Annotated in this window: 6 protein-coding genes; 3 read left to right on the top strand and 3 right to left on the bottom strand. The window is 72.1% G+C overall.

The window, feature by feature from the left end; all coding sequences use genetic code 11:
- Positions 1 to 166 precede the first annotated feature (166 nt).
- Positions 167 to 5,197 carry an NAD-glutamate dehydrogenase gene (locus OHA98_RS34195; protein WP_266931567.1) on the top strand — a complete coding sequence of 1,677 codons (5,031 nt, stop codon included), beginning with the start codon at positions 167 to 169 and terminating at the stop codon, positions 5,195 to 5,197.
- A gap of 69 nt (positions 5,198 to 5,266) precedes the next feature.
- Here OHA98_RS34195 and OHA98_RS34190 read toward each other — a convergent pair whose 3' ends face one another.
- Entirely contained in the window at positions 5,267 to 6,022 is a 756-nt protein-coding gene (locus tag OHA98_RS34190; RefSeq protein WP_266932526.1) for an ABC transporter ATP-binding protein, read from the bottom strand.
- A gap of 91 nt (positions 6,023 to 6,113) precedes the next feature.
- Positions 6,114 to 7,073 (bottom strand): ABC transporter permease, encoded by a 960-nt coding sequence (locus OHA98_RS34185; protein WP_266931565.1) that lies wholly within the window; start codon positions 7,071 to 7,073, stop codon positions 6,114 to 6,116.
- A 178-nt stretch (positions 7,074 to 7,251) separates the two neighbouring features.
- Between OHA98_RS34185 and OHA98_RS34180 the strand changes: the two genes are divergently transcribed.
- Positions 7,252 to 7,860 (top strand): TetR/AcrR family transcriptional regulator, encoded by a 609-nt coding sequence (locus OHA98_RS34180; protein WP_266931563.1) that lies wholly within the window; start codon positions 7,252 to 7,254, stop codon positions 7,858 to 7,860.
- Between the two features lie 124 nt (positions 7,861 to 7,984).
- Here the strand turns inward: OHA98_RS34180 and OHA98_RS34175 are convergent, their stop codons facing one another.
- Positions 7,985 to 11,560, bottom strand: a complete 3,576-nt coding sequence (locus OHA98_RS34175; protein ID WP_266931562.1) for a CDP-glycerol glycerophosphotransferase family protein — start codon at positions 11,558 to 11,560, stop codon at positions 7,985 to 7,987.
- A 102-nt stretch (positions 11,561 to 11,662) separates the two neighbouring features.
- On the opposite strand from OHA98_RS34175, the gene OHA98_RS34170 reads away from it, so the two are divergent.
- Positions 11,663 to 13,867, top strand: coding sequence for a bifunctional glycosyltransferase family 2 protein/CDP-glycerol:glycerophosphate glycerophosphotransferase (locus OHA98_RS34170; protein WP_266931561.1), 2,205 nt, complete (start codon positions 11,663 to 11,665; stop codon positions 13,865 to 13,867).
- The last annotated feature ends 13 nt before the right edge of the window (positions 13,868 to 13,880 follow it).

Genomic DNA, 13,880 nt, shown 5'->3' with positions numbered 1-13,880 from the left:
CGCTGTACAGCCCCTGGCCCGGACCCGCTGCCGAAAATGGCCAATAAGGTCCCGGACATCTCTCATAGCGGCATAGCGTCGTCCCAGACCGGATACCCCGCGTCGTGGCGTTACGCCGTCTTTTTCACCTACGTCACGCAACGGCGCGCGACAGGAGCCAGAGGACATGCAGACCAAGCTGGACGAAGCCAAGGCCGAGCTGCTCGCACGGGCCGCCGAGGTAGCTGACAACAGCCCGGGTGGTGGTGCCGGTGGGCCGGGGAGTACCCCAAGGGTGCGCGCCGCCGCCGCGGCCGGCACCGGGGACGAGGCCGGCCAGGGCGAGCGCCCGGCCCAGGACATGCTGCTCTCCTATCTCCAGCGCTACTACCTCCACACCGCTCCGGAGGACATCAGCGGCCGGGACCCGGTCGATGTCTTCGGCGCCGCGTCCTCCCACTACCGGCTGGCCGAGAATCGCCCCCAGGGCACGGCGAACGTCCGGGTGCACACCCCGACCGTCGAGGAGAACGGCTGGACCTCCAGCCACTCCGTCGTCGAGGTCGTCACCGACGACATGCCCTTCCTGGTCGACTCCGTCACCAATGAGCTGTCCCGCCAGGGCCGCGGCATCCATGTCGTGATCCACCCGCAGGTCATCGTCCGCCGTGACGTCACCGGCAAGCTCATCGAGGTCCTCACCGAGGGCCGCGGTGTCGCGACGAACCCCCAGGGCCGCAAGAACGCCAAGGGGGCCAAGGACGCCAAGGCGGAGCTGCCGCACGACGCGCTCGTCGAGTCCTGGATCCACGTCGAGATCGACCGCGAGACCGACCGCGCCGACCTGAAGCAGATCACCGCCGATCTGCTGCGTGTCCTGTCCGACGTACGGGAGACCGTCGAGGACTGGGAGAAGATGCGCGACGCCGCCCTGCGGATCGCCGACGACCTTCCCGGCGAGCCGCTGGACGACCTGGCCGACGACGAGGTCGACGAGGCCCGCGAGCTGCTGCGCTGGCTGGCCGCCGACCACTTCACCTTCCTCGGCTACCGCGAGTACGAGCTCAGGGACACCGACGCGCTGGCCGCCGTGCCCGGCACCGGCCTCGGCATCCTGCGCTCCGACCCGCAGCACACCGAGGACGAGGCGCACCCCGTCAGCCCGTCCTTCGACCGGCTGCCCGCCGACGCCCGCGCCAAGGCCCGTGAGCACAAGCTCCTCGTCCTGACGAAGGCCAACAGCCGGGCGACCGTGCACCGCCCCAGCTACCTCGACTACGTCGGGGTGAAGAAGTTCGACGCCGAGGGCAACGTCATCGGCGAGCGCCGCTTCCTCGGGCTGTTCTCGTCCGCCGCCTACACCGAGTCCGTGCGCCGGGTGCCCGTCATCCGCCGCAAGGTCGCCGAGGTGCTGGAGGGCGCGGGCTTCACGTACAACAGCCACGACGGCCGCGACCTGCTCCAGATCCTGGAGACCTACCCGCGCGACGAGCTCTTCCAGACGCCCGTCGACCAGCTCCGCTCCGTCGTCACGTCCGTGCTCTACCTCCAGGAACGCCGCAGGCTGCGGCTGTACCTGCGCCAGGACGAGTACGGCCGCTACTACTCCGCGATCGTCTACCTGCCGCGCGACCGCTACACCACCGGTGTACGGCTCCGGCTGATCGACATCCTCAAGGAGGAGCTGGGCGGCACCAGCGTCGACTTCACCGCCTGGAACACCGAGTCGATCCTCTCCCGGCTCCACTTCGTCATCCGGGTGCCCCCGGGCACCGAGCTGCCGCACCTCACCGACGCCGACGCCGACCGCATCGAGGGCCGGCTCGTCGAGGCCGCCCGCTCCTGGGCCGACGGCTTCCAGGAGGCGCTGAACGCCGAATGCGGCGAGGAGCGTGCCGCCGAGCTGCTGCGCCAGTACGGGCACTCGTTCCCCGAGGGCTACAAGGCCGACCACTCGCCGCGCGCCGCCGTGGCCGACCTGGTCCACCTCGAAGCGCTCAAGCAGGACGAGAAGGACTTCGCCCTCAGCCTGTACGAGCCCGTCGGCGCCGGCCCCGGCGAGCGCCGCTTCAAGATCTACCGGACCGGCGAGCAGGTGTCCCTGTCCGCCGTCCTCCCGGCCCTTCAGCAGCTCGGTGTCGAGGTTGTCGACGAGCGGCCCTACGAGCTGCGCTGCGCCGACCGCACGCACGCCTGGGTCTATGACTTCGGGCTGCGGATGCCGGTGCCCACGGGCAACGGCGGCTATCTGGCGGACGACGCCCGCGACCGGTTCCAGGACGCCTTCGCCGCCGTGTGGAAGGGCGAGGCCGAGAACGACGGCTTCAACGCCCTCGTGCTCGGCGCCGGGCTGAACTGGCGGCAGGCGATGGTGCTGCGCGCCTACGCGAAGTACCTGCGCCAGGCCGGATCGACCTTCAGCCAGGACTACATGGAGAGCACTCTCCGTACCAACGTCCACACCACCCGGCTGCTGGTCTCCCTCTTCGAGGCCCGGATGTCCCCCGAGCGCCAGCGAGCGGGTACGGAGCTGACCGACGGGCTCCTCGAAGAGCTCGAAGGGGCCCTGGACCAGGTCGCCTCGCTCGACGAGGACCGGATCCTGCGGTCCTTCCTCACCGTGATCAAGGCGACCCTGCGCACCAACTTCTTCCAGAAGGCGGAGAGCGGCAAGCCGCACGCCTACGTCTCGATGAAGTTCGACCCGCAGGTCATCCCGGACCTGCCCGCGCCCCGTCCGGCGTTCGAGATCTGGGTGTACTCGCCGCGCGTCGAGGGCGTCCACCTGCGCTTCGGCAAGGTCGCCCGCGGCGGGCTGCGCTGGTCGGACCGGCGCGAGGACTTCCGTACGGAGATCCTCGGCCTGGTCAAGGCGCAGATGGTGAAGAACACCGTCATCGTGCCGGTCGGCGCCAAGGGCGGCTTCGTCGCCAAGCAGCTCCCGGACCCGGCGCTCGACCGTGACGCCTGGCTGGCCGAGGGCATCGCCTCGTACCGGACGTTCATCTCGGCACTGCTCGACATCACCGACAACATGGTGGCCGGAGAGGTCGTGCCGCCCGTCGACGTCGTCCGCCACGACGAGGCGGACACCTACCTCGTCGTCGCCGCCGACAAGGGCACGGCGAGCTTCTCCGACATCGCCAACGAGATCGCCGTCGCCTACGGCTTCTGGCTCGGCGACGCCTTCGCCTCCGGCGGCTCCGTCGGCTACGACCACAAGGGCATGGGCATCACGGCCCGCGGTGCCTGGGAGTCCGTCAAGCGCCACTTCCGCGAGCTGGGCCACGACACCCAGACCGAGGACTTCACCGTCGTCGGCGTCGGCGACATGTCCGGTGACGTCTTCGGCAACGGCATGCTGCTCTCCGAGCACATCAGGCTGGTCGCGGCCTTCGACCACCGGCACATCTTCCTCGACCCGAAGCCGGACGCCGCCACCTCGTACGCGGAGCGGCGCAGGCTGTTCGACCTGCCGCGCAGCTCCTGGGCCGACTACAGCACGGACCTGCTCTCCGCGGGCGGCGGCGTCCACCCCCGTACCGCGAAGGCGATCCCGCTCAACGCGCACATCCGCGAGGCGCTCGGCATCGACGCGGGCATCGCCAAGATGACGCCCGCCGAGCTGATGCAGACCATCCTCAAGGCCCCCGTCGACCTCGTGTGGAACGGCGGCATCGGCACGTACATCAAGGCGTCGTCGGAGTCGAACACCGACGTCGGCGACAAGGCCAACGACGCGATCCGGGTCAACGGCGAGGACCTGCGCGCCAAGGTCGTCGGCGAGGGCGGCAACCTCGGGGCCACCCAGCTCGGCCGGATCGAGTTCGCCCGCACCGGCGGCCGGATCAACACCGACGCGATCGACAACAGCGCCGGTGTGGACACCTCCGACCACGAGGTGAACATCAAGATCCTGCTCAACGGTCTGGTCCGGGACGGCGACATGACCGTCAAGCAGCGCAACAAGCTGCTCGCCGAGATGACCGACGAGGTCGGCGGGCTGGTGCTGCGCAACAACTACGCGCAGAACACCGCGCTCGCCAACGCCACCGCCCAGTCCCCGTCCCTGCTCCACGCCCACCAGCGCTTCATGCGCCGGCTGGGCCGCGACGGACACCTGGACCGGGCGCTGGAGTTCCTGCCGAACGACCGGCAGATCCGCGAGCTCCTCAGCGGTGGCAAGGGGCTGAGCCAGCCCGAGCTGGCCGTCCTGCTCGCGTACACCAAGATCACGGCCGCCGACGAGCTGATCTCCACCAGCCTGCCGGACGACCCGCATCTGCAGAAGCTCCTGCACGCGTACTTCCCGGAGCGGCTGCACGAGCGCTTCCCCGAGGCGGTGGACGGGCACGCCCTGCGGCGCGAGATCATCACGACCGTCCTGGTCAACGACACCGTGAACACCGGTGGCTCGACCTTCCTGCACCGGCTGCGGGAGGAGACCGGCGCCTCGATCGAGGAGATCGTGCGGGCGCAGGCGGCCGCCCGGGAGATCTTCGGCCTGGCCCAGGTGTGGGACGCCGTGGAGTCGCTCGACAACCAGGTCGCGGCCGATGTCCAGACCCGTATCCGGCTCCACTCGCGCCGGCTGGTCGAGCGCGGTTCGCGCTGGCTCCTGGGCAACCGGCCGCAGCCGGTCCAGATCGCGGAGACCATCGCCTTCTTCAGCGACGGGGTCGAGCAGGTCTGGAACGAGCTGCCCAAGCTGCTCATGGGCGCCGACCTCGACTGGTACCGGTCGATCCTGGACGAACTCACCTCGGTGGGGGTCCCGGACGAGCTGGCGACCCGGGTCGCCGGGTTCTCCTCCGCCTTCCCGGCGCTGGACATCGTGGCGATCGCGGACCGGACGGGCAAGGCCCCGCTGGCCGTCGCCGAGGTGTACTACGACCTCGCCGACCGGCTGCGGATCACCCAGCTGATGGACCGGATCATCGAACTGCCGCGGGCGGACCGCTGGCAGTCCATGGCCCGTGCCTCCATCCGCGAGGACCTGTACGCCGCGCACGCCGCGCTGACGGCCGACGTGCTGGGCGTGGGCAACGGGACCTCGACGCCCGAGGAGCGGTTCAGGGCGTGGGAGGAGAAGAACGCGGCGATCCTGACCCGTTCGCGGGCCACGCTGGAGGAGATCCAGAGCTCGGATGCGTTCGACCTGGCGAACCTGTCCGTGGCGATGCGGACCATGCGGACGCTGCTGCGTACGCACGCGTAGGGCCGATGCCGTAGGCGGTCGGGGACGAGTGCGGGTACCGGCTCGTCCCCGACCGCCGTACGGGCCCGGTTACTTCTTCTTGGTGAACTGCTCGTAGGCGGCCACCACCTGCTTCGCCGGACCGTCCATGCGCAGCGTTCCCGCTTCCAGCCAGAGCGCCCGGTCGCAGGTCTCGGTGATCGACTTGTTGCTGTGGCTGACCAGGAAGACCGTGCCGGCCTCCTTGCGGAGCTCCATGATCCGGTCCTTGCTGCGGCGCCGGAATCTCGCGTCGCCCGTGGACAGTGCCTCATCGATCAGCAGCACGTCGTGGCTCTTGGCGGCGGCGATGGAGAACCGCAGGCGGGCCCCCATGCCCGAGGAGTACGTCCGCATCGGCAGGGTGATGAAGTCGCCCTTCTCGTTGATGCCGGAGAAGTCCACGATCTGGTCGTAGCGCTCGCGGATCTGCCGGCGCGTCATGCCCATCGCGAGCCCGCCGAGCACGACATTGCGCTCGCCGGTCAGATCGCTCATCAGCGCGGCGTTCACGCCGAGCAGCGACGGCTGCCCCTGGGTGTGGACGTGGCCCTCGGTCGGCGGCAGCAGCCCCGCGATGGCCTTCAGGAGCGTCGACTTCCCCGATCCGTTGGATCCGATCAGGCCGATGGCCTCACCCTTGTACGCGGCGAAGCTGACCCCCCTCACGGCGTGCACCTCGCGTACGCCGGGGCTCTGCCGGCGCGAGGTGAGCCGGCTCAGGGCGGAGGTCGCGCTGCCCCGCCCCTTACGGGCCCCGTGGACCTTGTAGGTGATGTGGACCCCGTCGACGACGACGGTGGGGATCCGGGTGTCGGGTGCGCCGGGGGTTCCGGGTGCGCCGGTCGGGCCGGGGCCCGTGCCGGGTGCTTCGGGTGCGCTGGTCGCGCCGGGTGTCTCAGCCACGTCCGTACTGCTCCTCCGCCTGCCAGAAGTACACGAATCCGGCCACTCCGCACAGGAGCGCCCAGCCCGCCGCGACCGCCCAGACGTGCGGGGGCAGCTGGTCCCGGGCGAAGCTGTCGATGAGCGCGTAGCGCATCAGGTCGATGTAGACGGCCGCCGGGTTGTACTCCAGCGCCACCATCACGAAGTGCGGGACCCGGTCGCCCTTGAGCAGGCTGTCCAGGCTCCACATGACGCCCGAGGAGTACATCCACGTACGCAGCACGAACGGCGTCAGCTGCGCGATGTCCGGGGTCTTGGCGGTGAGCCGCGCCACGGCCATCGACACGCCGGTGTTGAACACGGCCTGCAGCATCAGCGCGGGGACCGCCAGCAGCCAGGACGGCCGCGGGTACTGCCCGAAGACGAGCAGGATCAGGAACAGCGCGCCCATCGAGAAGAGCAGCTGCTGCAGCTGTTGCAGGGCCAGCGCCACGGGCAGCGAGGCACGCGGGAAGTGCAGGGCCCGGACCAGGCCGATGTTGCCGCTGATGGCCCGGGTGCCCGCCGTGATCGAGCTGCTGGTGAAGGTCCAGATGAAGACGCCGGTGACCAGGAACGGGACGAAGTCGGCGACGCCGTGCTTCGTGTTCATCAGGACGCCGAAGATGAAGTAGTAGACCGTCGCGTTCAGCAGCGGGGTCATGATCTGCCAGATCTGGCCGAGTTTCGCCTGGCTGTACTGCGCGGTCAGCTTGGCGGTGGCGAACGCCGTGATGAAGTGCCGGCGCCCCCAGAGCTGCCGGATGTACGCGCCCAGCGACGGCCGGGCCCCGCTGACGGTCAGCCCGTGCCGGGCGGCGAGCGCGGCCAGTTCGCCCGGGGCGTAGACGGGCGGCTGGGGGGAGGTGGGTGCGGTGGGTGCGGGTGCGGTGTCCACCGGGGGCGGTGGAGCTGCTGTCTGGCTCACCACGATCGCTTTCGACGGAGGGGGGTGAAACGTCCGGAGGAACATCGGACGGCGGTGCTGGGAAGTGGTCGGGACGACACGTCGCGGTCGACGGGACGGAACCGTATCGTCGTCACGCTGAGAGTAGGGCGCTCCGACGTCGCAACGCAACCGTTTCGTCGTTACGGACTATCATTCGGCCATGACCACTGAACGGGGATCCCGCCGCCGCGCCCCGGCAGGCGCCGCCGTGCTGCGAGAGGACGTGACCGACGCCATCCGCGCCGCCGTCTTCGAGGAACTGGCCGCCTCGGGATTCGCCCGGATGTCCATCGAGGGCATCGCGCGGCGTGCGGGCGTCGGCAAGACCGCCGTCTACCGCCGCTGGAAGTCCAAGCTCCACCTCGTCCTGGACCTGGTCTCGGCAGTCGCGGCCCAGGGCATGCCGGCCCCGGCCACCGGTTCGCTGTACGGGGATGTGCGAGCCGTGCTCGAACTGGCGGCGTACGCGCTGCGCCACCCCGTCGCCTCGCAGGTGATCCCGGACCTGCTCGTCGAGGCGGCCCGCAATCCGGAGATCTCGGACACGATCAAGGCCGCCCTGCTCGACCCGCAGCAGGGCGTCGCCGCGGTCGTCGTCCGGGCGGCGGTGGCCCGCGGCGAACTGCCGGAGGGCAGTGATCCGGGCCGGGCCCTCGACCTGATCGTCGGCCCGCTCTACTGGCGGCTGGCCGTGGTCCGCGGTGATCTGCCCAAGGGGTACCTGGACGATCTGGCCGCGTCGGCGGTCGCCGCGCTCAGGAACCCCTGATCGGCACGGACCCCTGATCGGTATGGGGCCTCTGATCCGCACCGGGCCCTGATCGGCGCGGGTCCTCGTGGGGCGTCGCTGCCGTCAGTCCCTGTCAGCTGCCATCAGTTCCCGTCAGCCGCCGTCAGTCGCCGTCGGTGAGCAGCCGGTCCGCGACCCGGCCCGCCGCCCCGCCGTCGTCCAGGTCGCAGTAGTCGCGCCGGAAGCTCTCGTACGCGTCCGCGTGCCGGGCCGTGAGCGCCCCGGTGTCCCGCAGCGCCAGGGCGACCTCCAGTGTGGTGACGAGCAGCGGACCCGGGGCCCTGGTCTCGAAGTCCAGACAGAAGCCGCGCACGGTGTCGCGGTAGTGCTCCAGGTCGTAGGTGTGGAAGAGCATCGGGCGGCCGGTGTGCGCGAAGTCGAACACCAGGCCCGTGTAGTCGGTGACCAGGACATCGGTGATCAGCAGCAGCTCGGCGGTGTCCGGGTGTCCGGAGACGTCGCGCACGGCGGGCCCCTCCGGCGGGCCGCCGGTCACCCGGGGGTGCCTGCGGACCAGCACCGTGTGGCCGGAGCCGAGCGACCGCGCCAGGGCGTGCGTGTCCAGCGCCGGGTCCCAGCGGTACAGGGCGGAGGAGTGTGCGGGGAGTGCGCCCGGCGCATGGGCCAGCTGGTCGCGGTACGTCGGCGCGTACAGCACCACGCGGTGTCCGTCCGGGATACCGAGGCCGCGCCTGACCCGCTCGGCGGTCTTGTCGCGGTCGGGCGAGAAGAGCAGGTCGTTCGCGGGTGAGCCGGCCTCCAGCACCTCGCCCCCGTACGCCAGTGAGCGGCGCAGCAGGGGCGTGGCGAAACGGCTGGGGGAGACCAGCACGGACCACTGGGACGAGCGGTGCGGCAGAGTGGCGAGGTCGTGATGGTCGGCGTACAGGGTGTCCGTCAGACCGGTGCCGAAGCGGCCGAGCGGGGTGCCGTGCCAGGTCTGGACGACGGTCTGCCCCGGGCGGCGCTCGAACCAGACCGGCAGCTGTCCGTCGGTGACGATCCGCCGGGCCCGCGCCAGTGCCTCGTACCAGTCGGCGCTGTGCGCGAGGACCGGGCGCGCGGCGGGCGGTACGGGTGCGGCGCGCCCGGGGACGGTGCCGGTGACGTAGAGGTGCTCGGTGTCGGTGCCGCGGCGTACCAGCTCGGCGTGGACGGCCCGGGGGGAGTCCCCGCCCGCGTAGAGGACGGCGTCGCGGAGCGGGAGCGTGCGCCGGTCCCGGTAGTGCGTGGTGCGCAGACGGCGCTGGCGGTACGCGCCCCGCTCGGCGGGGGCGAGGAACGGGCCGATGTACACGGTCAGCCGGTCGCCGTGCCGCCGGTCGAGCACCGGCTCGGCGTGCCGGTTCTCGTTCCTGCTCTCGGTCACCTTCTCGCTCCGGCTCTCGTTCCGGTTCTCGTTCCGCTTGTCGTTCCGGACGGGGAGGCGGGCGGCGAGGGAGGCCAGGACACGGACCGGGGTGTCGTGGAGGTACAGGGCCCACCGGCCTTCCGGGAGAGAGCCGGGGACCAGCGCGGTGAAGCGGCCCGCCCGGCGGTCCATGGGCACGGTCACCGTCTCGCGCAGGGTCTCGTGGCGGAGCGTGAGGGAGTCCTGGGTTCCGGCGCCGGTCCCGGGTTCCGCCCCCGCCCTCGCCGGAGCCGCTGCCGCCGTTCCCGTCTCCGCCGCCGTACCCGTGATGCGCAGCCTGCCGTCCTCCGCCCACTCCGCCCCGTCCGCGAACGGCTGCCCGCTCACGTCCACCACCAGCTCGCCCGCCGCGTCGGCGAGGGCCGGAGGCGGCAGGTCCGGGGCGGCGGCCAGCGGGACCCGCGTCCCGTCGGCCATGACCAGCCGGGCCCGCCAGCGCACACCGGATTCCGGTTCGACCTCGATGGGAGCCAGGTGCGGGGCGGGCGGTACGGCGGCGAGGTCCGCCAGGGGAACGCGCGCCGAGAAGACCGCGACGCCCCCCTCACGGCCCGCGCCCCCGCCGGCCCCGCCGTCCCCCTCGCTCCCTTCGTCCCCGCACACCACCGGACAGCTCCACTCCGCCCCAGCACCTTCGGCCGCCCCGTCACGGGTCAGCAGCAGGGCGGCCGGGCGGGCCGCCCCGTACAGCCGGCCGGTCACCTCAAGGGTCCCTCCGCTTCCGTCGCCGTCGTGAGCCTCGGCCAGCGCGGGCACCTGCGACACGGTCAGCACGAGGCGGCCGCCCAGGTAGCCGAGCACCGCCCGCCGTCCCCCGCCCAGGTCGTGGACCAGGGGCTGCGCGGCGGCGGCGTCCACGGCGCGCACGGCCACGCGGCGGGCCACGCCATGACCGGCGACCACGATCCCCACCAGCCAGCCGCCCGGCCCCAGCCGGTGCGGGTCGAGGACCATCTCGAAGCCGGAGTGGTCGTAACAGTGCGGCTCCTGCCCCGAGTCGACGGTCGCCCCGGGCATCGGGACGGACCGTACGGGCACGGTCCGCAGCCGCCGGCCCTCGGCCGTACGCACCATCCCCACCTTGAGCGAGTGCCGGGCCGTCCCCGCCGCGAGGTTGCGGATGTACGCGTACCCGCGCAGCCGGAGCTTCCCGTCCTGCCCCCAGGACGCGTCCGACAGCCGTGCCACGGCGGGCAGATCGGTACGGGACAGCCGGGCGCTCGCCCCGTCGACACCGGGGTAGACCGCCCGCCGCCGCCCCGGCAGCCCCTCGACCGCGAACGTTCCCGCGCCGTTGGTCCGCTCGAAGGCGAGGACGGCCAGCAGCTCGTCCAGCCGGCGTTCCCGTACCAGCTGCCACTTGATGCGCAGCTCCACCGGCAGTCCGTCCAGGACACCGTCCCCGGCCCGGTCCAGGAACGCGCCCGCGTCCGCCAGGAACGCCGAACGGTAGGCCGTGCCGCCCATCGGCAGCCCGTCCAGGAAGTACACGAAGTCGTCGCGCAGACAGGACGTGTCGTACGCCCGCCGCTGCGCCGGGTCCCGGCCTGCGAGGAACGCGCTGACCTGCTCGCACGCGGCGATCCGGTCCCGTACGCCCTGGACGTCCGTACGCCGCCGGGTGATCGACCCCTCCCGCACCCGCCAGTAGTAGACGTGTTCGTGCAGGACGTCGGCGGACCGGGCGAGGTGGTGCGCCGGGATCATCACCGGGGTGTCCTCGTAGAGCTTCCCCTCGGGGAAGGCGAAGGCGTGCCGGTCCCAGAACGAGCGCCGGAACACCTTGTTCCAGGCGACCCGGTCCGCGAGCAGGCGCGGATCACGGGTGATGTGGGTACGGCGGTGGGTGCCGGTCAGCCAGCGGTACTGCCAGGCCTGCTGCCGCCCCCGCTCGTCGAGCCGCCACACATTGCCGGTCACCAGGTCGGAGCCGGTCGACTCCAGGGAGGCCAGCATCCGTTCGTACGCGTCGTGCACGACGATGTCGTCGCTGTCGGCGAACGCCAGGTACGGGACGCCGGGAGTGGTGTGGCGGACCCCGGCGTTCCGGGCCGCGCTGAGCCCCGCGTTGGGCTGGTGGACGCAGCGGAAGCGGCTGTCGCGTGCCGCGAACTCCTCCGCGATCCGGCGGCTGCCATCCGTCGAGCCGTCATCGACGAGCACCACCTCGATCGCGTCGAGGGTCTGTCCGGCCACCGACCGCAGGCACGCCCCGAGGTAGTCCTCGACGTTGTGGACCGGGACGACGACGCTGAGGAGTGGCTTCATGCCCTGCCTCAACCGGGGTGGGACCACCGGGTCACCGGCGCTGCCCCGAACGGGTGAATGGGGTGACCGCCATGCGCACGGGCGCGATTACGCTCGGCTGCCATGCTGCTCAGTGTCGTCGTGGCCGTCCACCGTTCCCAGGGATATCTGAGAGCGGCCCTGGACTCCGTGTGCGGGCAGGTGGTGGCGGGTGCGGGTGCTGGGGCCGGGCCGTGCGCGTGGGAGCTGATCGTCGTCGACGACGGTTCGGCGGACGGCGGCGCGGCGATCGCCGCCGAGTACGCGCGGCGCGATCCCCGGGTGCGGGTGCTGGCACCGCCGGACGGACCCCGGGGGGACGGACACCCGGCAACCGGGGCGGGTACGGCGTCCGCTTCCGCGACCGGCACCGGCGCGGCCCGGAATGCCGGGGCGGCCGTGGCGCGGGGCCGGTACCTCCTCTTCCTGGACCCCGAGGATCTGTTGCTGCCGGGCGCGCTGGGGGCGATGGCGGAACGGCTGGACGCGCAACGGCCGGACGGGGAGGGGCCGGACGGGCAACGGTCTGACGCGGACGGGCCGGACGGGGAGGGGCCGGACGCGCAACGGCCGGACGGGGAGGGGGCGGACGCGCAACGGTCTGACGCGGACGGGCCGGACACGGGCGGGCCGGATGTCCTGTGCCTCGGCCATGACCGTGTCGACTGGTGGGGGGACGTCCGGCCGCCGGACGAGGCGCCCGCCCCCGGCGCCCAGCTCTTCCGCCGCGCGTTCTGGACGGCCCACCGGCTCCGCTTCCCCGACGGCCCGTACGAGGACGTTCTCCCCGTCCACCGTGCGCGTCTGCTCGCCGCCGGTTCCGGCACGCTCGACCGGCTGGACCGGCTCTGCGTCCGCCACCGCCTGCGCCGCGCCGGTACCTTCGCCACCACGCCGGGCCGCGCGCACTTCGCGGTCATCGACGCCTACGCCCGCCTCCTCGCCGAGACCGGCGAGGACCCCCGCGTCCACCCCCTCCGTACCGCGCATCTGCTGGCCGTCCTGGCGGACCCCGGCCGGATCCGGCCCGGCGACCGGGCGGCCTTCTTCCGGGCCGCCGGGCTGCCGGGCGGATACGCCGCCCACCGCGCCCGGCAGGCCGCCCGGACCGGCCGCGCCCGGACCCGGGAGGCGTCGGTGCGGAGCAGGAAGGCGCTGCGCACCCGGGTCATGGGGGCCGCCTACCGTGCCGACCTGCACCGGCCGCTGGACCCGGACCTCGCCGTGTACGGGGCCTACTGGAACCGGGGCGTCGCCTGCAACCCGGCCGCCATCCACGCCGAGGCCCGCGAACTCGTCCCGCACATCCGCGGCCTGTGGGTGGTCTCCTCCCGGTACCGCGACCGGGTCCCGCCGGGCATCGAGTACGTCATCGAGGGCTCGCGCGCCTACTGGCGGGCCATGGCCACCGCGACGTATCTCATCAACAACTCCAGCTTCCCCGGCGGCTTCACCAAACGCCCCGGCCAGCGCTACCTCCAGACCCACCACGGGACCCCGCTGAAGACCATGGGCCTGGACCAGCGGAGCTACCCGGCGCTGACCAACGGCATCAGCTTCGAGAAGATCCTCGCCCACGCCGACCAGTGGGACTTCAGCCTCTCCGCCAACCCGCACACCACCGAGATCTGGGACCGGGTCTACCCGTCCTCGTACGAGCACCTCGACCTCGGCCATCCGCGCAACGACATCTTCTTCACCGCCACGCGGGACCGGATCGCGAAGCTGCGCGCCGGCCTCGGCATCGCCCCCGGGCAGACCGCCCTGCTGTACGCCCCGACCCACCGCGACTACCGCAGGGGCTTCGTCCCGCGGCTCGACCTGGACCGGTTCACCCGTGAACTGGGGCCCCAGTACGTGGTGCTGGTGCGGGCCCACTATTTCTACGGGCGTTCGGCGGGGCTCGAAGGATCCGGCCGCGCCATCGACGTCACGGGCCACCCGAGCGTCGAGGAACTCTGCCTGGCGGCCGACGCGTTGATCACCGACTACTCCTCCCTGATGTTCGACTACGCCTGCCTGGACCGCCCGCTCATCTGCTACGCCCCCGACTGGGACGCCTACCGGGCCTCGCGCGGAACGTACTTCGACCTGCTCTCCGGGCTCCCCGGCGACACCCCGGGGGCCGTCGCCGCGACCCAGGACGAGCTGCTGGAGGTGGTGCGGTCGGGCGAGTGGTGCTCCCCCCGGACGGCCGCCCTGCGCACCGCGTTCCGGGAGCGGTTCTGTCCGTACGACGACGGGCACGCGGCGGAGCGCGTCGTGCGGCGGTTCTTCGGAACGGGCTGAAGGGCCGAGGTGG

This window comes from Streptomyces sp. NBC_00654, from assembly GCF_026341775.1.
In the GTDB taxonomy this organism is placed as follows: domain Bacteria; phylum Actinomycetota; class Actinomycetes; order Streptomycetales; family Streptomycetaceae; genus Streptomyces.
Note: the sequence above shows the minus strand (reverse complement) of the source record. Positions and strands in the feature narration are given on the sequence as shown.